This is a genomic window from Paenibacillus sp. FSL A5-0031, assembly GCF_001956295.1.
GTDB lineage: Bacteria > Bacillota > Bacilli > Paenibacillales > Paenibacillaceae > Pristimantibacillus.
This window is the reverse complement of the sequence record NZ_MRTD01000007.1, coordinates 101,856-126,912: the sequence shown is the minus strand read 5'-3', so window position 1 is coordinate 126,912 and position 25,057 is coordinate 101,856. Positions and strand designations below refer to the sequence as shown.

Sequence of the window (25,057 nt, the reverse complement as noted above, 5' to 3'; positions counted from 1 at the left end):
TTCAAAAACACTTCAGACCAAATGTGAATAGCCAGTGCATTTCTGAAAGTTTGCTAATCAATTGTAGCATACGGAGCTAAATAAGAGCCAGCACCCGCCTGCTGTTCTTCCATTGAAGACCATACTGAAAAACCGTATTTCAGCAAAAGCTAATACTGCAATTATGTTCCCTGCTAAGGAGGGTGCTCAAAATGACAAAGCCAAACACTGCTCATATTCAGCTGCTGCAAGCCAGATTATTGGACGAGCAGCGCGAAATTGAAAAACGTTTCTCAGAAAACGATCATTATGGCTTAGCGAATTCGTTGCGTGACACTACCGGAGAACTATCCACAATCGATAATCATCCAGGTGATGTCGCTACTGAGCTTTATGAACGCGAGAAAGATGTAGCCCTTCATGAACAAGAGGAATTGCATCTAAATCGCATTGAGGCAGCGCTAACCGCGATTGCTGATGGAACATACGGCATTTGTAAAACATGCAATGAACCTATTCCGCTTGAACGTTTGGATGCCGTGCCCGATACGCTTTACTGCATTGAACATGCGCCAAGGCAACATTTATCCCTGCGCAGGCCAGTTGAAGAATTATTTCTCGATCCGCCATTTGGTCGAACCAGCATGGATGAGCATGATTCCTACAACGGCTTTGATGGCGAGGATGCTTGGCAAATTGTTGAGCAATGGGGCAATGCGGATTCACCTGCCACATCTGAGAATCGAGATGTCGCCGATTATGAGCATGTAGGCATTGAAGCTTTCGAGAATGACGGCTTCGTTGAATCCATTGAAAGCTTTCTTGCAACTGACATTACAGGGCGCCATGTGTCCGTCATTCGCAACCGAGAGTACAAAAATTACTTGGAGTCAGACGAAGGCGATCATGGATTAGAAGCTGATCTTGAAGATCAACACTTATAATCAATAAACTTTTCCTTCAAGCTGGATTTGGACAATTCGGACAATGTCTGCAATATAGTCGCCGATTATCGGTAAGTTTAACGCTCCTAATATACGCAGAACATAAAGAATAGTCGCAGCAAAAAAGGTAAAGCCAATCGCGATTCCTACACCTCTGGCTGTACCAGCCAGCAGGTTTTTCCAAATCATTGTCCATGGTCTGTTTAACAGATCAATGTAATCCGCTATTTGGGTATGTTCCATTTCGGTAGCAATAGTTTGCAGTCGTTTATCAAGCTTGCTTAACGAAGTTTGTAACTCGTTCAAATTTTTCGGCTGTTCCGGGTTATTTGTATTCATACGAGGCATCCCCTTTGTCAAACAATAAAACGAGGCCTGACCTGCCGGACATTGCAAGCATCGCGACCATTCAGTCGTTTGCTGCAGCTGTCGGAAGGCGACGGCCTCGTTTTTTTCGCTTGTTAATTTCCTTTATACTATAACCTTATCCGCGGATGAAAATCCCTATTTCTTTTTCGCCAAGCACAACTTTCTCCATCCCCGGCTCATCACCATAAGTGACGGTTTGAACAAGCACGTTGTCTTGAAGCACTTGTGCGAACGCATCCAGCGCCGCTTTAAGCTCTGCGTCAACATCAAGTACTAGATCGATGCGCTTCTCAATTGGCAGATCGAGCTTTTTGCGTGTATCCTGAACGGCGCGAATCACTTCACGAACCCAGCCCTCTTGCTCAAGCTCTGCTGTAATATCCGTATTCAGCGCTACAGTAACACCATTGCCAGATGCAGATGCGAAACCTGACTTCGCTTGCTTCTCAACCAACAGCTCATCAACAGTGATCGATAGCTGTTCGCCTTCTGCACTTGTGAAGTCGAAGCTTCCTCCATTTACGATGTTTCGAGTCTGTTCTGCTGATAGTCCTTTTAGCTGACCTTGAATAGGTCCAACGTTTTTACCGTATTTTTTACCGGCAACTTTAAGATTCAGCTTAAGAGTGAAGTCAACAAAACCACTGTCTGAATTTTGTACGGTAATAGCTTTTACATTTATTTCATCCTTCACGATATCCTCGTAGTCTGCTACGTTGAAATCACGATCAAGCGATACGATTAGCTCCGACAAAGGCTGGCGCGTTTTGATTCCCGTTTCGTTCCGAACGTTGCGAGCAAGCTCAACGATTTGTTTTGCGCTTTCCATATCGCGCTCCAACATCTCATCAATAAGCGTTTCATCCGCTTTCGGATAATCAGCCAAATGAACGCTGCCTGCCCCGCCAAGGTTTCCGAATACATCCTCTGCAAGCAAAGGTGCATAAGGAGCGATCAGACGCGAGAGGGTAAGCAATACGCTGCGCAAAGTTTGATAAGCGGCTAATTTATCATTTGTAAGCCCGCTTCCCCAGAAACGATCACGTGAACGGCGGATATACCAGTTGCTCAGCTCGTCAACGAAAACCTCAATCGATTTAGCTGGATTTAGGAAATCATTTACTTCAAGACCCTTGTTCACTGTATTAATCAAGCTGTTCAGACGTGAAATGATCCAGCGATCCAGCTTGTTGTCTGATTTGATCTCTTCATGCGCTGTGTAGTCAAAGCCATCGATTGAAGCATATAACGCGAAAAACGCATGTGTATTTACGATGGTATCAATGACTTTCGATTTCGCTTCGCCAACAATGCCGCGTGAGAAGCGTTTGCTGTTCCATGGCGCGCTGTCTGCAAGCAATGCCCAGCGGAACGCGTCCGTTCCATATTCGTTGATGATTTCCCAAGGGTCGATTACATTGCCCTTAGATTTGGACATCTTTTGCCCGTTCTCATCCAAAATATGGCCAGTCGAGATAACCGCTTTATATGGCGCTTTGCCATTATACAGCGTAGAAACTGCAAGCAAGCTGTAGAACCAGCCGCGCGTTTGGTCAATACCCTCACAGATAATGTCTGCTGGATATTGCTCAGCGAATTGCTGCTCGTTCTCAAACGGATGATGATGCTGAGCGAACGGCATCGAACCGCTGTCGAACCATACATCGATAACTTCAGGTGTACGCGTCATTTCAGCACCCTCAGCGAAAGGTGATTTTAGCTTAATATCATCCACATACGGTTTATGAAGCTCAATGTCTTCAGGCACATCGCCAATCGCCATCGCACGCAGATCAGCAATACTGCTTGGTGAATACTCCTTGCCTGTTACATCGCAGACCCAAACGTTAAGCGGCGTACCCCAGTAACGGTTGCGGCTGATGTTCCAATCAACCAAATCCTCCAAAAACTTACCAAAGCGACCTTCACGGATATGGCCAGGATACCAATCTACGCTGTTGTTATTGGCGATCAACTGATCCTTAACCGCTGTTGTTTTAATAAACCAGCTTTCCATCGCATAGTAGATGAGCGGCGTTTTGCAGCGCCAGCAGAATGGATAGCTATGCTCGTAGCGCTCCTTCGAGTAAAGAAGACCGCGTTCACTAAGGTTTTTGACGATGTCAATATCAAGCTCAGCGTCTTTCACGAAACGTCCTGCAAAGTCAGTAACCTCTGACGTATAGCGACCAGCCAAATCAACAACACTCAGCATGCTGATTCCGTTGTCGCGTGAAACTCGGTAGTCATCCTCACCATGTGCTGGTGCGATATGAACGATACCCGTACCGCTAGTGTCGCTAACGAAATCGCCTGCAATAACGATGTGGCCTTTTTCTAGAGCAACGTATTGGAATGGCGGCTCGTAGCTAAGACCAACAAGCTCAGCACCTTTCAATACGGATAGAACTTCATAATCTTCTTTAAGAACGCTCTCCGCTAGATTTTGAGCAACGATATAAACTTCACCGTTTTTGGAAGCACGGATATAATCAAGCTCTGGATTTACGGCTAACGCCACATTTGCAGGAAGCGTCCACGGCGTAGTTGTCCAAGCAAGAACGAATTCTCCCGATTCCACTAGCTTAAACTTCGCTGTTGCGCTTAGATCCTTAACATCCTCATAACCTTGAGCAACCTCGTGTGAGCTAAGCGTCGTTTGACAATCCGGGCAATAAGGACTTACGCGATGACCGCGGTACAGCAGACCTTTTCCGTGGATTGACGATAAAATATGCCATACGCTCTCGATGTACTCGTTTTTAAGCGTGATATATGGATTGTCTAAATCCGTCCAATACGCGATGCCTTCTGTCAGCTCACGCCACTGCTTCTCATATTCAAATACGCTGTCTTTGCATTTTTTCACAAACTTCTCTACACCGTATTCTTCGATTTCCTGCTTGCCGGAGATGCCTAGCTGCTTCTCAACTCCAAGCTCAACCGGCAGTCCATGCGTATCCCATCCTGCTTTACGGATAACACGGTATCCTGCCATTGTTTTGTAGCGACAAATAAAATCCTTAATTACGCGGCCAAGTACATGACCGATATGTGGTGCTCCATTAGCGGTAGGCGGCCCTTCATAAAATACAAAATTCGGCTTGCCTTCCCGGTTTGCTATTGATTTTTTAAACGTTTCATCTGTTTTCCATTGCTCCAGCACTCGCAGCTCACGGGTGCGGGCACGTTCCTTAACGTCTACGCGTTGCATCGCTTCAGCCTCCTAATTTAAACAAAAATAAAGCCTCATCCCTATGAGAAGGGACGAGGCTTAGTCGCGTTACCACCCTTGTTCCGCACTGCTGCTGAAAACCAGCAACAAGTTAATGAGAGCAGACAGCTACATTCAGCTGTGCTTCATGCGGCACCTTAGTCGCGAACATAATATTCGCGTTCCCTGTAACGGGGGACAGCCGTCAGCACTTACTGCTGCTTACGCAGGTTCAGCACCGCTTCTCAGAGAGGATATTCCGCAATAGCTCACACACCGGGCTTTCAGCTGCCGCCGGCTCTCTGAGGAGTGAACTCAAAACGTACTTGTTCTCATCAACGAAGTTTAGATCATCAATTAATTACTATTAGTTATAGCGTAACAACAGGCCAAATGTCAAATGGCATTTCGCCTGTTTATAAAAAAACTAGCCGCGAGTCAATTCATGCTCGGTTTGTCTTACATGCGGCTCCAGCGTATCCCAACCATCTACGGAAAGCAGTTCAAGCTGAGCTTCTACAAGTGTACGGAAACGAGCACGGTATACGGAAGCTTGTTTTTTAAGCTCTTCCACCTCAAGAGAAACCTTGCGAGATTTGGCAAGTGAATCATTAATGATTCGATCAGCATTTTTCTCTGATTCCTTAATGATCAACTGCGCTTCCTTCTTCGCGTTGTTTCTTACTTCATCGGCTGCTTCTTGTGCAACTATAATCGTTTTGCTAAGCGTTTCTTCGATATTCGTAAAATGATTCAATCTCTCCTGCAAGCCTAATACTTGGTTTTGCATTTCTTTATTTTCACGAATGAGCGATTCATAGTCTTTGATGACCTGATCTAGAAATTCATTAACTTCATCCTCATCGTAGCCACGTAATCTCCGACCAAACTCTTTGTTATGTATGTCCAATGGCGATAACGGCATTGGGGCACCTCCTTATGGTATTTGGAACATTCGTAACCGAAAATACACGATTTGATGAGAATAATTCGACAACTACAGGAAAATTCCTGCAATCATTCAAATAAATTTGCCGATCTTTACTCGAATTCTGCCTTTTTTTGTCACGCCATCCACCTCTAGTACTTTAAATCGGCCAAGTCCTTTGAATGACACAACGTCACCCGCTCGAAGCTGCTCGGATGGGTCTTCTTCCGATTTCCAATTCACCCTGCATCTCCCTGCCCGAATCGGATCAACGATTTTGGATCTGCTTATGCGATAAACATCGCTCGCAATCCCGTCCAATCGCATAGAAGCAACTGACAAACTCATTTCCTCCAGCTTAACCAAAGCCGTCTGAAGCTCAGATAGTGGAAGTACGTCTGTCAGCACATTAATCCGATGAACCTGTCTTAGATGGATATTCAAGTAATCCGCAATTTCATCCATAACAATGATATGACAAAAATGCTCATGCACATGTATGTCACCAATTCGGTCACGTTTTATACCAAGTCCAAGCAGTGCTCCTAAAAAATCACCATGATCTAATTCCATTTGGGCTTGTCCCGGTCCATTAACTACAAGAACAGATATGCCAGCATTTTCGTCATCCAAATTCCGATAATCTGGACCTATAATGGCTCGTCTACGCTCAGCTTGATCATAACCGCCGTCAAACCGGACATTAACGTCAGGGTTGCGATTTGCCAAAATAGTCAATATTTGTGCTTGTCTTGGGTCTAAAAAATCGGTCCGCTTCAGCTCATGCTGCTGTGCGGACCGCTCTATCCATTCCTCCGCCCGATCTACGAAAGGTTTCTCGTCGGGATGGAAATGATCGTATATTCCTTGTTTCATTTAAACTCATTCCTTTAATCAAATAAAAAATCCGATTACTGCAATCAGGCCATACGCTACAAATTGCAATGCGAACACGGCAAGGATTGGAGATAGATCCAGCATGCCTCCGATTGGCGGAATAAACTTTCTGAAAATACCTAAGTATGGCTCAACCAGCTTACCTAGAAATACGCCGATAAAGCTTTCACGAGCGTTAGGCAACCAAGATAGCAGCACATAACCAATGATCATAAACGTGTAAATTTTTTGTACCAGCATCACAATACTATAAACTTCATCCATTAACTCAAGGTCACCTCATTTTGTTGTAGTCGTTCTCCTCCGCCAGCATTTCCGTTATAGCACCTTGAATTTCGACTGAATCCGGCGTACAAAGAAAAATATTGGGTCCTAGCTTAGAGATGCTTCCGCCTAAAGCGTACACGGTACCGCTTAGAAAATCAACAATTCGAACAGCAAGATCGCTGCGAACACGTTGAAGATTCACGATTACTGCACGGCGTGAACGCAAATGATCAGCAATTTCTTGCGCTTCATCATAAGACCTTGGCTCGCTAAGTACTACCCGGACATTCTTCTGTGAATGAATGCTGACGACATTATTGCTCTTCGTGTTTTTACGTGCCTCGAAGGGAGAAGTTTCAGCTTCTTGTTCTTCCTGCTGTACAACACGTTCTCTCTCTACAACTTCTTCTTCATCTTGCAAGCCAAGAAAACTCATAAAGCGGTTCATGACGCTCATCCCTATTCCTCCTCTTTCCCTACTAATATCGTACCAAGGCGAATCCATGTCGCTCCTTCTTCGATGGCAACCTCAAAATCATTCGACATGCCCATTGATAACTGGGTGATGGTGTTTGGATGTTCCGAGCGCCGCTCTAATTCATCCTTCAGCTCTCGCAATGCTCTAAAGACGGGTCTCGTTTGCTCTGGTTCGGCTTCATAAGGAGCCATCGTCATCAAACCAATTGGCTTGATCGAATTAAACTTAGCAAGCTGCTCCACAAAGGGAAAGAGCTCGTCTGGATTAATGCCTTGCTTGGAATCTTCCCCAGATACATTTACTTGAATAAAGCAAGGAACGATAATCCCTAGCTGGGAAGCACGCTTATTTATGGCTTCAGCAAGCGATAGCCTGTCCAACGAATGCATGTATGTAAACTTCCCAATGACGTCCTTCACCTTATTCGTTTGCAATGAACCGATAAAATGCCAGATAGGCTGATCCTCTGCTGCTAGATCATCACTGCCGCTTATCGCTTCCCACTTCGTCTGTGCGTCCTGCCAACGATTTTCACCCAAATGAAGCAAGCCTTGCCCTAGGGCAGCCTTCGTGGTATCTAAAGAAACATATTTCGTAACAGCAATAATTTGAACTTCATCTCTGCTGCGCCCGGCACGCTCGCAAGCTTTCTTAATTCGCTCTTCCACAAGCTCAATTCTATTCTCTAATGTGAATGACATGTTTCACCTCTCCCGAATGCCGATCCAACTGGCCATTCGGCCGGTTAAGCCACCTTCTTTGCGATGAGAAAAAAATAAATCCCGTCCGCATCCAGTGCACCACTCTGTTAATTCGATACGTATCGGCAAAATTCCTGCTTTTATCATAATCTGTCGGTTTATTTCTTTCAAGTCTAAGTTCGCTTTGCCATTCTCGCTCAGCTTAAGCATGGAATCCGCTTCTTCTTGCGACAAGCTCAGATCAGTCAAAAGCGCCTGTACTTGCTCTATGACCGGACCATCCACCTCATAGCAGCAGCCTCCTATAGAAGGCCCTATCGCTGCCACAAGCGCTTTAGGGTCGGTTCCATATGCTTGCTCCATTGCTTGTACCGTTTCTACAGCAATCTGCTGGACGGTTCCCTTCCAACCGGCATGGGCAAGCGCCACCGCATCATGCTCTGGATCATAGAAATACAATGGGACACAATCTGCGTAAAAAGAAGTCAGCAGCACCCCAGGGACATTTGTCATGATAGCATCACAATCCCTGAGCACATCGTCCAGACTATTTCTACCCTTGCCTTTATCTGCTTCAGTCACTTGCCATACCCGGTTCCCATGCACCTGTTCAGCACATGTCCATGCTTCAAATGGCCAGCCGATAGCATCGGTCAACAATCGCCTATTCGATATAACCGCAGCATCTTGATCCTTGACGTGCAAGCCCATGTTTAACGATGAAAAGTGGCTTTCGCTAACACCGCCTTGACGTCCTGTAAAACCCGCGTTCAAACGACCATAACGCGATTCCCATTCAGACAATAAAAAAAGCGAAGGTCCCTTCGCTGATTGATTATGTTTAAAAGCTTCCATTTGTTCACCTCTTAAAGGTTTGCGAAGCAAACCTACTTCGTAAGCATAAGCTTAGGCTTACAGAGCAAACCTACTTCGTAAGCATTTGCTAAGGTTTGCAAAGCAAATCAGCTTTGCTGGTATAGTCACAGTTTAGCGTTTTATGAGCGAGCGTGCAAATCTTCTTCCTCTGAACGAAGCTGTTTCGTGTCATCCATTCGAACGAGCACAACGTCTGCCCCAATTTTCACAATATTGCGCCATGGAATAACGACTTCCGTGCCGCCACCGCCAAACATCCCCAAAAACTTAGTATACTGCGGCACCACAATAGAATCGATCCGACCTTGCCGCAGATCAAGCTCCAAATCCGTTATTTGACCCAGCTTTTTTCCGTCCACAATATTAATAACGTCCTTTGTTTGAAAATCAGATATTTTCATTTCCGCTCACCACTTTTCAAGTAGAGTGATCACCCGTTTGTCTCTCCTATAACTATATGTGGAAATCGCCCAAAATGTCCTTCTTATCAAGAAAAGGAGCCTCTTATTTCAAAATTTGATTTTTATGTACGATAGCGTACAATAAAAGAATATCAAAGGATCGAATAAGGAGCATATCATGCCAAAAATCGTCGCAACGGAACTCGATTGGATCAAGCTTGGACTGCAAAAATTTGCTGAAGGGGGTATCGAAGCTCTCGTTATCGAACAGCTCGCTAAGCAGTTAAACAGCAGTAAAACCAGCTTCTATTGGTATTTTAAAAATCGTATTTTGTATGTGGATCGTATTATTCATTACTGGCATGAACAAACAACCACATCAATCATCGCTCATATTCAGCAGCATGATTCATTAGAACCGAAGCAAAAGGTACACCAGCTGCTCAGCGTCATGTTCAGCACGATAGAAGGAAAAGATTTTATTTATCATTTCCGAAAATTAGGAACGACATCGCCTGCGTATGCCGAGCTGCTTCAGCAAATTGAGCAGCAGCGCTTGAATTATATGAGCGGCTTGCTCATAGCGTGCGAATTATTAGAAGATGAGGCAAAGAATACATCTGAACTCTTATACAGTTATTACTTGGGATGGTACGAACGAAATAAACATCGTACTCTCAATCCAGAAGAAACCAAGAAGCAGATTGACCTGCTTATGCCGTTTATTGAAAAAAATCATTCATGACACGGAGGGATATGTGATGCAATCGTTATTAGCAGCGCTCATTAGTGCGGTGTTGTTCGTCATCGGCGTAATACATATATATTGGGTGTTAGGCGGTCGGCATGGAATCTCCATTGCTGTCCCGACAAAGAATTACACATCTCAGCCTCTTTTTAAACCTCGTCCTGTTGGAACGGCAGCTGTTGCAGTACTTTTCTTTGCGGGCGCCGCATTCATTCTCATGTTTGCTGATATTATCCCTGTCATCGGACCAGCATCGCTGCCCTCCATTGCAGCCTGGGCACTTGCTATTGTTTTTTTGGCTAGAGCAGTTGGTGAATTTCGTGCTGTCGGGTTGTTCAAAACGATTCGAAATACGCATTTTGCACGAATGGATACGTATGTTTACTCTCCGCTTTGTCTGATCATCAGTTTCTTATCTTTTTGGTTGATGATTATTGGTTAGTCCCCTTCAATAAATCACATAAACAAAAAAACGGTGCCGAGAGGCACCGTTTTTTTATGTTTTTACATGCTTTTGCATTTGCTGAATAGCCGATTTTTCCAAACGAGAAACCTGTGCCTGTGAGATGCCGATTTCATCGGCTACCTCCATTTGCGTCTTGCCTTCGAAAAAGCGCATCGACAAAATCATTTTTTCACGGTCGTTCAGCTTATGCATAGCTTCCCGAAGCGCGATTTCCTCGATCCACGATACGTCTTTGTTTCGTTCGTCACTAATTTGGTCCATAACATAAATAGGATCGCCGCCGTCATGGTAGATCGGTTCAAACAATGAAACAGGATCTTGAATGGCGTCCAGTGCGAATACGACATCTTCCTTCGGAACGTTTAAAGCTTCCGATATTTCAAAAATCGTCGGTTCGCGTGAATTTTTGTTCGTCAAGCTATCCCTAACTTGAAGCGCCTTGTAGGCAATGTCTCTCAAGCTGCGTGATACGCGTATAGGGTTGTTGTCACGCAAATAACGGCGTATTTCCCCGATAATCATCGGTACGGCATAGGTGGAAAATTTGACATTTTGGCTAAGGTCGAAATTATCTATCGCCTTCATAAGTCCAATGCATCCGACCTGGAATAAGTCGTCTACAAACTCTCCCCTATTGTTAAACCGTTGTATAACGCTAAGCACTAGCCGCAGATTACCGTTAACTAATTTCTCTCTTGCTGCCCACTCATTACGGGTTTGCAATGCCGTAAACAATTCTCTCATTTCGACATTATTAAGGACAGGCAGTTTCGCGGTATCCACTCCACAGATCTCGACTTTATTTCGGGTCAACGTGATTACCTCCCAAGGAGAAACATTAATGTACATTATCTCCTCAGGAGTCCTTTTTATTCCTATTGCGACATCGTTCGACAACTGCAAGCAGGATGCGGGATCTAAACCATTTTGTTAAATTCTTTGCGTAGCCTTTTAATAATTCGCTTCTCAAGGCGTGAAATATAGGACTGTGAAATGCCAAGAAGATCAGCAACATCCTTTTGTGTTTTTTCCTCACCGTCGGCAAGACCGAAGCGAAGCTCCATAATAATTCGTTCACGCTCTGACAATTTATCAAGCGCTTTGTGAAGCAGCTTACGATCTACCTGCTCTTCAATGTTACGGTAAATCGTGTCATTCTCCGTTCCGAGCACATCCGATAGAAGCAGTTCATTTCCATCCCAGTCGATGTTAAGCGGCTCATCAAAGGACACTTCGGTACGCGTCTTGCTATTGCGGCGCAGGTACATCAATATTTCATTTTCAATACAACGCGAGGCGTAGGTGGCCAGCTTAATCTTTTTCTCAGGATCAAACGTGTTAACCGCCTTAATTAGACCAATCGCGCCGATTGATACGAGATCTTCGATATGAATGCCGGTATTCTCAAACTTACGAGCGATGTATACGACTAGCCTTAAATTACGTTCGATTAGCATTGCGCGAATAGCCGTATCGCCGGTAGGCAGTTTTTCCAGCAAATATTCTTCCTCTTCACGTGTTAGGGGAGGCGGTAATGCCTCACTGCCACCAATGTAATAAATTTCTTCACTTTTTAATCCGAATAAAAACATCACACGATAATAATATAACTGAAGGATCAGTTTGTACTTGACGAGCATCTGGCCCATCCCTCCTCGTTTGTATGAGCATACGTTCGTTACTGTTGTACCATAGACGGATGGATAATGGCTCGATATGCCCCATCAGACGTTAACTTACCGCCGTCAAGCCCGATAAGCACCTTCCGCGTTTCAAAAACTTGTCCTTCCCTAGTAATTTCAACCGCATCCGGCTTTATCGCTAGCATGAACTGTGACCCTCGATTAACACCTCTGAATGGTACAAGACGAAGTCGATCTTGCCAAACAAAGGTGTGCTCATCCATTCCCGCTACAAGACGATCCACTTGTGCATCTCGTATGCTATTCAACCACGATTCAGGTAAATCATCTTGCCACAAGGATGCCTCCATCACCATGACCGGTGTCCGTGTAAGTGGATCATACAGCTGATTGCCGGTGTCGATCAGGCCTATGCAGGTTTGTATACGTTCTCCAATCATAATTTTCACTTCTGCCAAATGAGTGTGCACCAGCTCCCTTTCTCTTTTTTGCGTCAATACGGCACGGTATATATACAATCCGATACATAACGCAGCAATCAAATAAAACAATCCCATCTTAAGCTCCACACGCATGTTTCCGTTTACGAACATCATCGTTTTCCAAACCTCACGGGACCCCTGCATGAACAAATAATAAAGTCCAAGCACAGCTCCAGCAGCCACAAAGTTAACCGCATAAAACGCTGCAACATTCCTCATATAGTGCTGAATCGAGGCAAAGCCAAATGCAATCCATAAAATCAATAACGACGTAGCAACCTTAACTGCAAATGTGAATAAAAAAGATAATTGTGGAAAAAGCATTAAAACGACATAACAAGCTCCGACAGCAGAAGCCAATAATACTCGCCAAGGCTTCGGTTTAAGATGACGTGCCCAAGCAGTAGTTAATAGAATAGCACCGTCAACGAGCAGCTCTCGCAAAAACATAACATCAACATAAACAGCCACTTCGGTCACCTTCCTGCAACTGGCGGTAAACGGCCTGCAGCCGGCACCCGGGAGAACGATTGACACTAGTATATTAAAATCCTATTTCAAAGTCTGTCTATTCATGACGGCATGACATATCTTTTTTTGTCGAGTAGGAGTATAAAAAACGGCAAGTCTTTTACGTTTAATTTTGCAGAGGCTTATATCTTTAGCTCGTCCTATTTTGCTAACCGTTCATTAACCTAGGGCTGCTCCTGTGAGGGATCACTCCTATGTCAGGCTGAATCTACCTTTTTGTTTCTTTTTGAGGTTCCCGCCATCACTTGTCATTGCTAAAATAATTTTCGACTAATTAAGCAGGCCGTATTTTTAAAAATACAAAAAAATTTGGAGTGGATACTTGTTCCACTTTGGCAATTAGATTATCATTCTAAATAGATAGAAGCAGTGAAGCACACCGCTTACTCGGGAGATCTCTCCCGCAGTATGCGGTTTTTTTTATTTTCCGGAGGAGGTTGATAAATTTGTCGTTTCAATCGGTATATGAATGTTGGCTGGAACTTCATCTAAAAAAGAGTAGTGGAGAAAATAGACGGAGGCTGGAGCAAGGACATGGACACGCAGAAAAATTATTTTTAGAAAAGGTATGGTATCCTGCGTTCCATCAACTTGAAGGACTTATTCCAGAGTTTGAGATTGCTGATTTTCGAGACGGCACTCGTTTTTTAGACTTTGTATATTTAAAATCAGGCTTGCGGCTAGCGATAGAAATTGATGGATTTCGCACTCATTCCTCAGAAATCACTCGCTGGCAGTTTTCAGATTCATTAATGCGTCAAAACCACCTTGTGCTCGACGGTTGGAAAATATTACGTTTTTCCTATGATGACCTAAAAGAAAAACCGCGAATGTGTAAGCAGCTTCTCCAACAATTTATGGGTAGGAGCTTGATTGGCAATAAACAAGATACAAGCGCTGATGCATTCTTGCAGTTGGAAGTATTACGTTATGCTTCTCAACTACAGCATCCTATCCGGCCCACTGACGTCATCGATCTTCTAAAAATCAAAAAACGCGAAGCTCAAAAACTGCTTCACCGTATGGTTCTCAATCAAGCCTTGTTGCCCGCAGGGAATGGCACCCAGAGAATTCGATGCTACAAAGTAAACAAAGAGCAGCTGCATACTCTATTATTCACCTCACTTTAACAGGTAGATTAGAGGGTTGTTAGCATTTACGAAATGCCCCTTCTCAACCTTGCTCATTCACCAATCATTGGTTGTAAGAACATATAGGTGCTTATTGGCCGCTAACCATGGTTTGTTTCATGCTGTAAGAACCTATACGTGCTTACAGTGGCTTATCTACCTTGCTCATTCGCAAATAGTAGGCTGTAAGAACATATAGGTGCTTATTCGCAGCAATCTAAGGCTTCTTTCATGCTGTAAGAACCTATACGTGATTACAGAGGCTTCTCTAACTTGCCCATTCGCTAATCGTAGGCAAAAAGAACATATAGGTGCTTATTCGCAGCAAACTAAGGATTTTTTCATGCTTTAAGAACCTATACGTGCTTACAGCGGCTTATCTACCTTGCTCATTCGCCAAGCAATGGTTGTAAGAACATATAGGCGCTTATTGGCTGCTAACCATGGTTTCTTTCATGCTGTAAGAACCTATGTGTTCTTACAGCGGCTTTTCTACCTTGCTCATTCGCAAATAGTAGGCTGTAAGAACATATAGGTGCTTATTGGCTGCTAACCATGGTTTCTTTCATGTTGTAAGAACCTATGTGTTCTTACAGCAGCTTTTCTACCTTGCTCATTCAACAAGCATTGGCTGTAAGAACATATAGGTGCTTATTGGCAGCTAACTATGGTTTCTTTCATGCTGTAAGAACCTATGTGTTCTTACAGTGGCTTATCTACCTTGCTCATTCGCTAATCGTTGGCTGTAAGAACATATAGGTGCTTATTGGCAGCTAACTATGGTTTCTTTCATGCTGTAAGAACATATAGGTGCTTATTCGAAGCAAACTAAGGCTTCTTTCATGCTGTAAGAACCTATACGTGCTTACAGAGGCTTCTCTAACTTGCCCATTCGCTAATCGTAGGCAAAAAGAACATATAGGTGCTCATTAGCAGCAAAATGAATTTTTCTTCATGCTGTAAGTGATATACGTGCTTACAGCTGCTTCTCCCCTTTTCTCAATCAACTTACAATCAAACAAAAAAAAAGCCTCACCATATTGGCGAGGCTTGGTACAAAAAGTTTTAACGATCGTTGCGAGGGCGATTGCGCAAAAATGCTGGAATTTCAAGCTGATCGCTTGAAGTGTTGCTAGCTCCAAAAGGCTTAACTGCATTGGAGCTGCCCTGTTGCCTTGTATCAACCGCTTCTGGCTGCTGTTGTGGAACACGACGCGCAGCTGGTGACTTGTGCTCGAAGCCCGTTGCTATAACGGTTACTTTAATTTCGTCCTTCAGATCTTCATCGATGATCGCACCAAAGATCATGTTCACATCTGGATCAGATGCTGAAATGACGATTTCAGCTGCTTCATTCACTTCATAGAGTGAAAGGTTGCTGCCGCCAGTAATGTTCATAATAACGCCGCGAGCACCGTCAATTGACGTTTCAAGCAGCGGGCTCATAATCGCTTTTCTCGCTGCTTCAGCAGCACGATTCTCGCCAGTAGCAATACCGATACCCATCAAAGCGGAGCCACGTTCTGTCATAATCGTTTTTACGTCTGCAAAGTCAAGGTTGATTAGGCCTGGTACTTGAATAAGGTCTGATATGCCTTGAACGGCTTGACGGAGCACGTTATCCGCTTCACGGAAAGCTTCCAGCATTGGTGTCTTTTTGTCTACAATCTCAAGCAAACGGTCATTAGGAATGACGATAAGCGTATCTACTTTTTCTTTGAGCGCTTCAATCCCAAGCTCAGCTTGTCCAGCACGCTTGCGTCCTTCAAAGGTAAAAGGCCGAGTAACAACCCCTACAGTGAGGGCACCGCATTCGCGAGCGATTTCGGCAATAACCGGAGCTGCTCCCGTTCCCGTACCGCCGCCCATTCCTGCTGTCACGAATACCATGTCCGAGCCTTTAAGCTGGTTCATAATAATTTCGCGAGATTCCTCTGCAGCCTTGCTGCCTACATCAGGATTGGCACCCGCACCAAGTCCACGCGTCAGCTTATCGCCGATTTGCAGCTTATGCTCGGATTTAGCCAAATGCAGCGCCTGAGCGTCGGTGTTTACCGTAATAAACTCCACACCTTTAACACCATTTTCTATCATTCGGTTAACGGCATTGCTACCGCCACCGCCAACACCTATTACTTTTATTTGAGCAAGCTGCTCAAGCTCAAAGTCGAATTCCAACATCTTTCATTTTCCCCCAGTCAAGCGTAAACTGCTGATAACATCTATGAGACGGCACAGCAACGTTTCGCAGTAAAATATAAGTATCGTATAAAAGGTGAAACTTATATTATCTTAAATCCTCAAATAAATTCATTAAACATACTTTTAATCCGCTCGAACATACCGGGTTTAGTAGAAGGTGTTGGACTTGCTTTGCGGCTTGCCGTTTTCTTCACTGCTCCAGTTCCGCGAGCTCCCATATATTTTGACACATATTGAATCATGCCAACGCCGCTGCTATACGCCGGGTCTCTTACACCAATATAATCAGGGAGTGCAATTCGGACGGAAGACTCAAGCTCTGCCTGGGCCAAAGCGAGTGTTCCTGGCATCGATACAGTGCCACCGGTCAACACATAACCGTTAACCTTGTCACCATAACCAAGTCGACGTACCTCTTGACGAACTAAATGGAAAATCTCTTGCATGCGAGGCTCAATAATACTAGCAAGATCAACCTGTGAAAACTCTTTTTCCACATTGCTGCCCATTCGTGCTACTTTAAACTTCACATCTTCAGCTGCATCCATTACATTTGAACAGCCATATTTAAGTTTGATTTTCTCAGCTTGCTCACTTTGCGTGCGCAAGCCATAAGCTATATCATTTGTTACATATTCGCCACCAATTGGAAGCGTTGACGTAGCAGCTAAGCCGCCTTGGTCATAAATGGCAATCGTACATGATCCTGCTCCTATGTCAGTAAGAACAGTCCCTATCGATTTCTCATCTTTGGTGAGCGAAACCACGCCTGAAGCGAGTGATAACAAAATGACACCAGAAATACGAAGGCCTGCTTTCTCTACACAACGCATAAGGTTATGTATAGCAGTCTTCGTCCCCGTGACGATCGTCGCCTCAACCTCAAGGCGAACGCCAATCATACCGCGCGGATCGGAAATACCTTCCAAGCCGTCTACTAGATACTGCTTTGGAACCAAGTTAATGATTTCACGCTCTGGAGGGAGCGCCACTACTTTAGCAGCTTGTAATACTCGTTCAATATCTTCTTCACCAATTTCACGGTCCTCATTGGATACTGCAACGACGCCTCTATTGGTTTGCAAAGCAATATGATTGCCTTGAATACCAACATATACGTCTGATATTTGAATGCCTACCATGCGCTCCGCATGCTCTACGGCATTACGGATCGATTGCACAGTCTGGTCAATATCTACTATTGCTCCTTTGCGAATACCCTCTGAGTCGGCAGATCCAACTCCAATAATATTAATGGCTCCATTATTCACTTCACCAATAATAGCACGAACTTTGGATGTACCGATGTCCAAACTGACGATGATGTCGTTGCTGCTCATCTTGCGGCACCTCCGTTTCAAATAATTAATTATTTTACCACATGTTAAGGTCTTCCTACATATTCAACGCTTTTATTATTTTCCCTCTTTTTTCAACAAATTTTTAGTTATTTCTCGCTTTGTGTCGAGCACCGCCCCTTGCGATTCTCTATATTTCCTATGATTATCCAGCTTCATCGAGTATTAATGCATAAATAAAATTCTACCATTCTTTCAGACTATTGAGTAGTATAATTTTACTCAGAATCTATATTTTCTGGACTCTCACTTACGAAAGGCACATATGTATCCGCCAGAAGCATCGTGATCTTACCTGGCTCTTGGGTCTCGATTACTGCATTCAACGCTTCAATCTTCTCTGGAAGAACCGATACCGCTGTTACCACTTCAAATTTTGTGCGAGTGTACATCAGAATCCGATCGGGATAAGCGGTTGAAGGAAATGGTAAAATCTCAGACAGGTCGGAGAGCTGCTTCGTCGATATTTTTGCAAGCTGCTTCGTGAGCTGTGCCTTTACGGGATCTCCATCTGTCCAGCCTGACAATACAGGCTTGTCCACAAGCTGCATTTCATCGCTGTCAGCCTCAACTGTCGTTCCATTTGTCAATAACGCTGTCATTTCCCCTTGCTTGGAGAGCTCGAAAGCAACAACAGGAAACTCCTCTACATGAATCTTCACCACACCTGGAAATACCTTCGTAACCTTAGCCCCTTTAATTTGTGGCAATGTGACAATTCTATCTTCTATAGTAGAAGACGAAGTTCGAAAAAAAGCATCGCCAACCAAAATAGCAGCTGCCTTGCCTATTTCTTCTCTCGTTACGAATCTAGTTCCATCAATTTGGATTTCTGATATTTTGCTAATAGAGGAATTAAAAAATAATACAGCCAAAAGCGCCACAAACAATAATATAAGTATGGTCAACAGCTTCCGACTGCCCATTCTTTTTTTCGGTGGTTCCTTAAGTACTGGCATCTGTGCACTCATAACTTGTCCCTTCTTTCCCCAAAAAACATCCGGTTAACCTCTCCGCGTCAGCCTTCGCTTAGCATCAAAAGGGTACCGGCTGTTTCTATCTTGCAGCTCATGCGCATAGTATTAGTTATTAGGCACTGGCGAATAACGCGAAATCCGCGCACCCAGCCTAGACAGCATCGTTTCGATTTTTTCGTAGCCTCGATCGATGTGATGAATTTGCTCAACGACCGTCCTTCCTTGCGCTGCTAAACCAGCTATGACAAGGGCGGCACCCGCTCTCAAATCCGTTGCTTCCACCGTCGCTCCATAAAGCCTTGGCACGCCGCGAATGAATGCCGCATTCATGTCTACGCGAATGTCTGCACCCATACGTGACAGTTCATCCACATGCTTTAATCTGCCTTCAAAAATCGTTTCTTTCAATACGCTCACACCATCTGCAAGCGTAAGCAGCACCATAACCTGAGACTGCAAATCGGTAGGAAAAGCCGGGTATGGAGAGGTTACAATTCTTTCAACCGCTCTAGGCCTTGTTGCACTGCCAACTTTAATTATATCATCGTCGACAACAATTTGAACACCTGCCCGGCGCAGAACATGAATCAAGGAAGATAAATGGGCTGGCTGCGTATTTTGGAGCGTGACTTGACCGCGTGTTGCAGCGGCGGCTACCATGATGGTCCCTGCTACAATACGATCCGGAATCACTTTATAACGACAAGGTGTTAGCGACTGTACCCCATCTATCGTTATCGTGTCGGTTCCGGCTCCCATTATTTTAGCGCCCATCGCATTTAAAAAGCCTTGCAAGTCTTGAATTTCCGGTTCCCTTGCAGCATTGCTTATTGTGGTTCGGCCTTCTGCCAAAGCAGCGGCCATCATAATATTTTCTGTTGCGCCGACACTTGGAAAGCTTAAGTGAATATCCGCTCCCCTTAGTTTCTCGGCACGGCATATGATCCGGTTACCCAATTCTTCTATTTCTGCACCCAGAGCCTGAAGACCTTCTAAATGAAGATCAATTTTCCGCTCACCGATTGCACATCCACCTGGTTGATAAACCTGAGTTTCCCCAAATCTAGCAAGCAAAGGCCCCATTAAAAAAATAGAAGATCGCATCTGTCTCATTAACGATTCCGGCACGTGGGATGTATGTGCAGTCTCAGTGTCCAGCACCACAGTTCCTCCCGTATGCTCGGCGCGGCATCCTAATTCGCGCAAAATGTTCAGCATGACATCGATATCCAGCAAATCAGGCACATGATCTATCGTTGTTGTGCCTTCGGCCAATAGACTGGCAGCCAGAATCGGCAAAGCGGCATTTTTCGCTCCTTGGATAACTATGGTTCCTGAGAGAGGTTTCCCACCTTCAATCACCAATTTGTCCAATGTATCACCTCCGAATTACCGCTCACCCACCACCCACCAATACTTCCGGCACCAACAGGATGCCATAGCGGTCCTGAACAGTGCTTTTTATATGAGTCATGAGGGCGAGAACGTCTTCAGCTGTTGCTTGCCCGGTATTCACAATAAAATTGGCGTGCTGCTTCGATACTTGCGCTCCTCCGAGGCTTTCACCCTTTAATCCAGCCTCTTGAATGAGTCTAGCGGCATAATCATTAGGCGGATTGCGAAATACGCTGCCTGCACAGGCAAGCTGCAAAGGCTGCGTTCTCAATCTTCTCTCTTTGTAGGAGGCCATCCTAGCGAGTACTTCCTGCCTATCCCCTTCTGCCAGCTCAAAGGCGGCTTCAATGACAATGCCCTTTTGCTCGTGAAGTAGGGAATGGCGGTAAGCGAAGTTCATAGCCTCACGATCGTAGCGAACCAATTCTCCTGTTTCCAGTACAATATCAGCTGACTTAAAAATACGTGACACATCTGATCTATGCGCGCCAGCATTCATATAAACGGCTCCGCCTACCGTACCTGGGATTCCCCCCGCGAATTCAAGTCCGGTCAGACCTTGTTTCCCAGCCATGACTGATAGCTTAATTAAAGAATATGAAGCACCGGCTATTGCTGTCGATCCTTCAAAACGCAAGTAATCGAGCCCTCTGTGCGGTTTTATTACAACGCCGCGAATCCCTTTATCACTTACCAGCATGTTCGAGCCTCTGCCTAAATTAGTCCAGGGTATTTGATGCTTTTGCACCAAACGTACCGCCGATACCAATTCATCTTTGCTGCTAGGGAGGATTAAAATATCAGCGAGACCGCCGATTTTCCAAGTTGTATAGTTCGATAGCGGTTCGTTGTACAAAACTTCGCCAAGATTAGCTTGTTCCAATTCCGCTTTAAAAGCTTCCATTTGTTGAACCTCCCTAAGGTTTTGCGCAGCAAAACCTACTTCGTAAGCAATCGCTTCGGTTTTGCGCAGCAAAACCTACTTCGTAAGCAAATGCTAAGGTTTTGCGCAGCAAAACCTACTCCTTAAGCACATGCCTGGCTGTGTAAGAAGAAAAAGAAATTCCCCTTCAGCAGCCTGAATCGCTGCTGCCGGTTTTTCTGTTGTAATCACCGCTCCTTTCGGGTGACGGTCACGAATATAGTGTATCTTATGCCCATATAGGCTCTTGTGTGACAATGGCCTATATCGAGCCAACTGGCTCACTAATTGGTCTGTGCTGCAGAGCAGTCCTCAAAGCTGGTTGCCGTTTTAGCGAATTAACTGTTTCTTTCAAAAAAAAGTGTATTCAATATCTCTTCATATTAAATGAGCAAATTTTCCTGTAAACAACAATATCCGGCTTGGATAGTTGCAGCTGCTGTTATGCAACCTGCAGCTATCCAAGCCGGACGTTTATTGTTTTTTTCGACTAAGCCTCTGCTGGTTATTGCCCTAGGCATGAAGCCTCACCTCGAATAACGAGATATGTTCAACAAAATCCCCAGTGCAGTTAAGAGAAGCGTCAGGGATGAACCCCCATAGCTAACAAGCGGCAGCGTAATTCCCGTAACGGGCATCATGCCAATGACGACACCAATATTAATCAATACTTGTACACCGATAATGCCTGTAATGCCGACTGCCAGCAAGCTTCCGAATGTATCCGTAGCTGCAATAGCAGCGCGTATCCCCCGCCAGATGACAACTAGAAATAATAGTATAAGAGTAACTCCGCCGATGAAGCCAAGCTCTTCCGCTAAAATCGAGAATATAAAATCGGTTTGCGGCTCAGGCAAATAACTGAACTTCTGTCGGCTCATACCTAGACCGAGCCCAACAAGTCCACCTGGTCCGATCGCATATAAGGATTGAATAATTTGATAGCCGCCTCCGAGCGGGTCTGCCCATGGATCAAGAAAATTCGTTATTCGCTTTAATCGGTATGGCGCAGCGATAATAAGGCCAACAAAACCTGCGACACCGATGAGCGCCAAGCCGCCTAAATGAGATAATCTAGCGCCAGCAGTAAAAATTAAAATTAAAGAGGCGCCAACCATCACCGCTCCTGTACCTAGATCAGGCTGCAGCATTATGAGTCCGAAGGCTAGTCCAACAAGCCCTAGCGGCGGCATAAGCCCTTTTGTGAACTGCGTAATCGTTTGCTGCTTCTCAGAGAGCCATTTTGCTAAAAATAATATCATCGCCAGCTTCATAAATTCAGAAGGCTGAATACCGAAGGAGCTAATGCCAAGCCAGCTGCGTGCGCCGCCGCGAACGACGCCGACACCAGGGATCAGCACGAGCAGTAGAAGGCCGAAGCAAACCAATAAAGCCATTGGCGCCCACTTTTTCCAAACCGTATAATGCGTATTCATTGTAAACAACAACGCGCCTATACCGAGTCCAGCAAATAGCACCTGACGCTTTACATAGTAAAAACGATCACCGAATTCATGAAAAGCAAGCACTGCGCTAGCGCTGTACACCATAATCAACCCGATAGCGAGAATGAGCCCAATTGCAGTCAGCATCCAAATATCCGGGGCAGAACGCGCTTTGGCCATAGCGAACACACCTCTTAGCATGGGAAAGTAGGGACATGCCCCCTACTTACAAGGTATGCGCCGAATCTTTAAAAATGCGCCCTCTTTGCTCATACGATGTAAACATATCCCAGCTTGCACATGCCGGCGACAATAAAACGATATCACCTGGCTCTGCGATAGCTGCAGCTTGTTTCACCGCTTGCTGAAGGACGGACTCGGCGTCCTCACTAGGTTCGACGATTTCCACCTTAGCTAAACCTGCCAGCTCTGCTACACGGGAGAGCTTTTCTCTCGTTTCTCCTAAAGCAACAAGACCTTTTAAGCGATCGCGGAATAAAGGAACAAGCTCCATATAGTCAGAGCCGCGGTCAAGTCCTCCAGCTACTAGAACGATCGGTGCAGATAACGAGCGAACGGACATCATCGTTGCAACCGGGTTTGTCGCTTTCGAATCATTATAATATTTGACACCATTTACTTCACGGACGAACTCCAGGCGGTGCTCCACGCCTCTAAACAACTGCAGCGGTTCTACAAGACGCTCTGGTGCAACTCCAGCAGCCAAACAAGCCGCAATAGCAGCAAGAGCGTTAGCGGCGTTGTGGCGGCCTGGTATGCCTAGCTCTGAAACGGGTAAAATGTTAATTTCCGAGTCCTCAGACTGGCGGAATACAATTTGTCTATCCACAGCGGCTTCATCGTTTTGTGCGTCACCATTGTCCCGCTCATATGGAGGATCAATGTAAATGCCCACATCCAGTCGCTCATATATAGAGAAAGGCAGCAGCTGTGCGATAAGAAACTCCGAAAGCGCGCGGCATTCCGGGTCATCCCAGTTGACGACAGCAACATCATCTTCCGTTTGGTTATCAAAAAGTTTTGCTTTTGAATTGACGTAGTCATCCATATCGCCGTGATAATCCAAATGCGTCTCTGCAATGTTAAGCAAGAGCGCAATATGCGGACGGAACTCGCTTGTTCCTTTCAATTGAAAGCTGCTTAGCTCAGCAACGATCCATTGATCGGGCGTCGCTTCCAAGGCTGCTTCGCATAGAGGACGACCGATATTGCCTGCCACGATGGGATTCAAGCCAGCTGCGCTTAATATTTCGCCGATCCAAGTCGTCGTTGTTGTTTTGCCGTTTGAGCCTGTAATGCCTATTATGGGTGCAGGAGAAAGCCAATAAGCAGCTTCTACCTCCGTAATGACCTCAACGCCAAGCTCCTCCGCCCTCTGCACTGGAGTAGATGTATATGGGATACCAGGGTTTTTGATAAGGAGCGCTGTTTCTTCTGTAATTAGGTCATCTGGATGATAACCGCATAGCACAGAAATGCCCAAAGCAGTCAATTCGTCCGCTTCGGGGCATAATTCACGTTCCTTCATGTCGTTCACTACAACTTCTGCGCCTAATTGATGAAATACTTTTGCGACGCTTACCCCGCTTCTAGCCAAGCCTAAGACGACAACTCGGCGGCCTTCATAAGATGCCGGATGATTCATAACTGACAGTCCCTTCTATGTATGCATAAAGCGGCTCTTAATCAAATAAAAGCCGCTTTTTCGTAAGCTTTATCTCTATAGTATAACAAATAGTAAACCAATTGCTGCAAACACGATGCCTACAAACCAAAACACAGTAACAACCTTCCATTCGGACCAACCAACGAGCTCGAAATGATGGTGAATGGGACTCATTTTAAAAATACGCTTCCCTCTAAGCTTGAAGGAGCCTACTTGTAATATAACAGAAAGCATCTCAAGTACAAAAACACCGCCGATTACGATAAGGAGCAGCTCCGTTTTGGTCAAAATTGCGACGGCTGCAATACCGCCTCCTATGCCTAGCGAGCCCATATCTCCCATAAACACTTTTGCTGGATGTGCGTTGAATACTAGAAAACCTAAAACAGCGCCTACCATAGCTGCCGAGAATACTGCTGATTCATGAGCTGACGTTTGTAGAGCAACTACAGTAAAGGCACCAAATGCGATGGCACTCGTCCCAGCCAGCAGACCGTCAAGACCATCGGTGAAATTAACTGAATTGCTTGCTGCAAAAAGAATGATGACGACAAGCGGATAATAAAACCAGCCCAAATCAATTCCCCAGCCTGTACCAGGCACTGATATTTCGGTGCTGTGCCCCATATTATAGAGCATTGCACACACGATTATAGAAAATAGAAGTTGACCAAAAAGCTTTTGTCTTGCCGTTAGTCCCAAAGAACGTTTAAATACAATTTTGATGTAATCATCCAAAAAGCCGACAAGACCAAATCCAAGCGATGCGGTCAGCAGCACCCAAAATTCAGCCGTTTTATCAGAAAACTTCAGGAACGCGATCATTAAGGCAACCATAATGATAATGCCGCCCATCGTTGGCGTACCGCTTTTTTTCAAATGACTTTGCGGACCTTCCATACGAATCTGCTGCCCAAACTTTAAGCGGCGGAGCACTGGAATGAACAATGGTCCGAGTAGAACCGCTAGCAGGAATGAAGCGCCAATCGAAAATAAAATGACCATCATATCCATTTC

Annotated in this window: 24 protein-coding genes and 1 other annotated feature; of the genes, 4 read left to right on the top strand and 20 right to left on the bottom strand. The window is 45.0% G+C overall.

The window, feature by feature from the left end:
* Positions 1-191: 191 nt before the first annotated feature.
* A complete protein-coding gene (locus BK120_RS14230; protein WP_076268178.1) occupies positions 192-923 on the top strand; it encodes a TraR/DksA C4-type zinc finger protein in 732 nt (243 codons plus the stop codon).
* On the opposite strand, the gene BK120_RS14225 is transcribed toward BK120_RS14230, so the two are convergent.
* The 9 genes from BK120_RS14225 to BK120_RS14185 all read right to left on the bottom strand — a co-directional run bounded on the left by BK120_RS14225 (position 924) and on the right by BK120_RS14185 (position 9,054).
* On the bottom strand, positions 924-1,262 hold the full coding sequence (locus BK120_RS14225) for a DUF5665 domain-containing protein (protein WP_256710892.1): 339 nt from the start codon (positions 1,260-1,262) through the stop codon (positions 924-926). It abuts the gene before it with no gap.
* A 145-nt stretch (positions 1,263-1,407) separates the two neighbouring features.
* Entirely contained in the window at positions 1,408-4,506 is a 3,099-nt protein-coding gene (gene ileS / locus BK120_RS14220) for an isoleucine--tRNA ligase (RefSeq protein ID WP_076268176.1), read from the bottom strand.
* Between the two features lie 46 nt (positions 4,507-4,552).
* Positions 4,553-4,854 (bottom strand) — a binding site (T-box leader).
* A gap of 79 nt (positions 4,855-4,933) precedes the next feature.
* Complete coding sequence (locus BK120_RS14215; RefSeq protein WP_076268175.1) at positions 4,934-5,431, bottom strand: DivIVA domain-containing protein; 498 nt, start codon at positions 5,429-5,431, stop codon at positions 4,934-4,936.
* A gap of 96 nt (positions 5,432-5,527) precedes the next feature.
* Positions 5,528-6,310 (bottom strand): YlmH family RNA-binding protein, encoded by a 783-nt coding sequence (locus BK120_RS14210; protein WP_076268174.1) that lies wholly within the window; start codon positions 6,308-6,310, stop codon positions 5,528-5,530.
* An 18-nt stretch (positions 6,311-6,328) separates the two neighbouring features.
* Positions 6,329-6,595, bottom strand: coding sequence for a YggT family protein (locus BK120_RS14205; RefSeq protein WP_054027981.1), 267 nt, complete (start codon positions 6,593-6,595; stop codon positions 6,329-6,331).
* Positions 6,596-6,605: 10 nt separating this feature from the next.
* Positions 6,606-7,055 carry a cell division protein SepF gene (locus tag BK120_RS14200; protein ID WP_076268173.1) on the bottom strand — a complete coding sequence of 150 codons (450 nt, stop codon included), beginning with the start codon at positions 7,053-7,055 and terminating at the stop codon, positions 6,606-6,608.
* A 2-nt stretch (positions 7,056-7,057) separates the two neighbouring features.
* Positions 7,058-7,777, bottom strand: coding sequence for a YggS family pyridoxal phosphate-dependent enzyme (locus BK120_RS14195; RefSeq protein WP_076268172.1), 720 nt, complete (start codon positions 7,775-7,777; stop codon positions 7,058-7,060).
* Between the two features lie 3 nt (positions 7,778-7,780).
* Positions 7,781-8,632: a peptidoglycan editing factor PgeF gene (gene pgeF / locus BK120_RS14190; protein ID WP_076268171.1), complete on the bottom strand. Its 852-nt coding sequence runs from the start codon at positions 8,630-8,632 to the stop codon at positions 7,781-7,783.
* Positions 8,633-8,772: 140 nt separating this feature from the next.
* Positions 8,773-9,054 carry a YlmC/YmxH family sporulation protein gene (locus BK120_RS14185; RefSeq protein ID WP_076268170.1) on the bottom strand — a complete coding sequence of 94 codons (282 nt, stop codon included), beginning with the start codon at positions 9,052-9,054 and terminating at the stop codon, positions 8,773-8,775.
* 178 nt (positions 9,055-9,232) lie between these two features.
* Between BK120_RS14185 and BK120_RS14180 the strand changes: the two genes are divergently transcribed.
* Both BK120_RS14180 and BK120_RS14175 read left to right on the top strand, forming a co-directional pair.
* A complete protein-coding gene (locus tag BK120_RS14180; protein WP_076268169.1) occupies positions 9,233-9,799 on the top strand; it encodes a TetR/AcrR family transcriptional regulator in 567 nt (188 codons plus the stop codon).
* Between the two features lie 16 nt (positions 9,800-9,815).
* Positions 9,816-10,244: a DUF3995 domain-containing protein gene (locus BK120_RS14175; RefSeq protein ID WP_076268168.1), complete on the top strand. Its 429-nt coding sequence runs from the start codon at positions 9,816-9,818 to the stop codon at positions 10,242-10,244.
* A gap of 54 nt (positions 10,245-10,298) precedes the next feature.
* Here BK120_RS14175 and sigG read toward each other — a convergent pair whose 3' ends face one another.
* The 3 genes from sigG to spoIIGA all read right to left on the bottom strand — a co-directional run bounded on the left by sigG (position 10,299) and on the right by spoIIGA (position 12,930).
* A complete protein-coding gene (gene sigG, locus BK120_RS14170; protein WP_054027974.1) occupies positions 10,299-11,081 on the bottom strand; it encodes an RNA polymerase sporulation sigma factor SigG in 783 nt (260 codons plus the stop codon).
* Positions 11,082-11,185: 104 nt separating this feature from the next.
* On the bottom strand, positions 11,186-11,908 hold the full coding sequence (sigE, locus tag BK120_RS14165) for an RNA polymerase sporulation sigma factor SigE (RefSeq protein WP_054027973.1): 723 nt from the start codon (positions 11,906-11,908) through the stop codon (positions 11,186-11,188).
* A gap of 38 nt (positions 11,909-11,946) precedes the next feature.
* A complete protein-coding gene (gene spoIIGA, locus BK120_RS14160) occupies positions 11,947-12,930 on the bottom strand; it encodes a sigma-E processing peptidase SpoIIGA (RefSeq protein WP_305953884.1) in 984 nt (327 codons plus the stop codon).
* Between the two features lie 440 nt (positions 12,931-13,370).
* Between spoIIGA and BK120_RS14155 the strand changes: the two genes are divergently transcribed.
* On the top strand, positions 13,371-14,054 hold the full coding sequence (locus BK120_RS14155) for a PDDEXK family nuclease (RefSeq protein WP_076268166.1): 684 nt from the start codon (positions 13,371-13,373) through the stop codon (positions 14,052-14,054).
* Positions 14,055-15,119: 1,065 nt separating this feature from the next.
* Here BK120_RS14155 and ftsZ read toward each other — a convergent pair.
* From ftsZ to mraY, 8 genes are all read right to left on the bottom strand, one after another.
* A complete protein-coding gene (gene ftsZ, locus BK120_RS14150; protein WP_076268165.1) occupies positions 15,120-16,235 on the bottom strand; it encodes a cell division protein FtsZ in 1,116 nt (371 codons plus the stop codon).
* A gap of 119 nt (positions 16,236-16,354) precedes the next feature.
* A complete protein-coding gene (gene ftsA / locus BK120_RS14145; RefSeq protein ID WP_076268164.1) occupies positions 16,355-17,596 on the bottom strand; it encodes a cell division protein FtsA in 1,242 nt (413 codons plus the stop codon).
* Between the two features lie 236 nt (positions 17,597-17,832).
* The gene (locus tag BK120_RS14140; RefSeq protein ID WP_076268163.1) at positions 17,833-18,585 is read right to left on the bottom strand and encodes a cell division protein FtsQ/DivIB; all 753 of its coding nucleotides are present in this window, start codon (positions 18,583-18,585) and stop codon (positions 17,833-17,835) included.
* 111 nt (positions 18,586-18,696) lie between these two features.
* Positions 18,697-19,965, bottom strand: coding sequence for a UDP-N-acetylglucosamine 1-carboxyvinyltransferase (murA, locus tag BK120_RS14135; protein WP_076268162.1), 1,269 nt, complete (start codon positions 19,963-19,965; stop codon positions 18,697-18,699).
* Positions 19,966-19,987: 22 nt separating this feature from the next.
* Positions 19,988-20,890 (bottom strand): UDP-N-acetylmuramate dehydrogenase, encoded by a 903-nt coding sequence (gene murB / locus BK120_RS14130; protein ID WP_076268161.1) that lies wholly within the window; start codon positions 20,888-20,890, stop codon positions 19,988-19,990.
* A 545-nt stretch (positions 20,891-21,435) separates the two neighbouring features.
* Positions 21,436-22,533, bottom strand: a complete 1,098-nt coding sequence (gene spoVE / locus BK120_RS14125; protein WP_076268160.1) for a stage V sporulation protein E — start codon at positions 22,531-22,533, stop codon at positions 21,436-21,438.
* Positions 22,534-22,579: 46 nt separating this feature from the next.
* Positions 22,580-24,019 (bottom strand): UDP-N-acetylmuramoyl-L-alanine--D-glutamate ligase, encoded by a 1,440-nt coding sequence (gene murD / locus BK120_RS14120; protein ID WP_076268159.1) that lies wholly within the window; start codon positions 24,017-24,019, stop codon positions 22,580-22,582.
* Between the two features lie 75 nt (positions 24,020-24,094).
* The gene (gene mraY / locus BK120_RS14115) at positions 24,095-25,054 is read right to left on the bottom strand and encodes a phospho-N-acetylmuramoyl-pentapeptide-transferase (protein WP_076268158.1); all 960 of its coding nucleotides are present in this window, start codon (positions 25,052-25,054) and stop codon (positions 24,095-24,097) included.
* Between the last annotated feature and the right edge of the window lie 3 nt (positions 25,055-25,057).

Excerpts from the sequence above, each read along its gene's own strand:
- BK120_RS14230 (WP_076268178.1), top strand. The coding sequence starts at position 192 with ATGACAAAGCCAAACACTGCTCATATTCAGCTGCTGCAAGCCAGATTA.
- BK120_RS14225 (WP_256710892.1), bottom strand. The coding sequence starts at position 1,262 with ATGAATACAAATAACCCGGAACAGCCGAAAAATTTGAACGAGTTACAA.
- ileS (WP_076268176.1), bottom strand. The coding sequence starts at position 4,506 with ATGCAACGCGTAGACGTTAAGGAACGTGCCCGCACCCGTGAGCTGCGA.
- BK120_RS14215 (WP_076268175.1), bottom strand. The coding sequence starts at position 5,431 with ATGCCGTTATCGCCATTGGACATACATAACAAAGAGTTTGGTCGGAGA.
- BK120_RS14210 (WP_076268174.1), bottom strand. The coding sequence starts at position 6,310 with ATGAAACAAGGAATATACGATCATTTCCATCCCGACGAGAAACCTTTC.
- BK120_RS14205 (WP_054027981.1), bottom strand. The coding sequence starts at position 6,595 with ATGGATGAAGTTTATAGTATTGTGATGCTGGTACAAAAAATTTACACG.
- BK120_RS14200 (WP_076268173.1), bottom strand. The coding sequence starts at position 7,055 with ATGAGCGTCATGAACCGCTTTATGAGTTTTCTTGGCTTGCAAGATGAA.
- BK120_RS14195 (WP_076268172.1), bottom strand. The coding sequence starts at position 7,777 with ATGTCATTCACATTAGAGAATAGAATTGAGCTTGTGGAAGAGCGAATT.
- pgeF (WP_076268171.1), bottom strand. The coding sequence starts at position 8,632 with ATGGAAGCTTTTAAACATAATCAATCAGCGAAGGGACCTTCGCTTTTT.
- BK120_RS14185 (WP_076268170.1), bottom strand. The coding sequence starts at position 9,054 with ATGAAAATATCTGATTTTCAAACAAAGGACGTTATTAATATTGTGGAC.
- BK120_RS14180 (WP_076268169.1), top strand. The coding sequence starts at position 9,233 with ATGCCAAAAATCGTCGCAACGGAACTCGATTGGATCAAGCTTGGACTG.
- BK120_RS14175 (WP_076268168.1), top strand. The coding sequence starts at position 9,816 with ATGCAATCGTTATTAGCAGCGCTCATTAGTGCGGTGTTGTTCGTCATC.
- sigE (WP_054027973.1), bottom strand. The coding sequence starts at position 11,908 with ATGCTCGTCAAGTACAAACTGATCCTTCAGTTATATTATTATCGTGTG.
- ftsZ (WP_076268165.1), bottom strand. The coding sequence starts at position 16,235 with ATGTTGGAATTCGACTTTGAGCTTGAGCAGCTTGCTCAAATAAAAGTA.
- ftsA (WP_076268164.1), bottom strand. The coding sequence starts at position 17,596 with ATGAGCAGCAACGACATCATCGTCAGTTTGGACATCGGTACATCCAAA.
- BK120_RS14140 (WP_076268163.1), bottom strand. The coding sequence starts at position 18,585 with ATGAGTGCACAGATGCCAGTACTTAAGGAACCACCGAAAAAAAGAATG.
- murB (WP_076268161.1), bottom strand. The coding sequence starts at position 20,890 with ATGGAAGCTTTTAAAGCGGAATTGGAACAAGCTAATCTTGGCGAAGTT.
- spoVE (WP_076268160.1), bottom strand. The coding sequence starts at position 22,533 with ATGGCCAAAGCGCGTTCTGCCCCGGATATTTGGATGCTGACTGCAATT.
- murD (WP_076268159.1), bottom strand. The coding sequence starts at position 24,019 with ATGAATCATCCGGCATCTTATGAAGGCCGCCGAGTTGTCGTCTTAGGC.
- mraY (WP_076268158.1), bottom strand. The coding sequence starts at position 25,054 with ATGGATATGATGGTCATTTTATTTTCGATTGGCGCTTCATTCCTGCTA.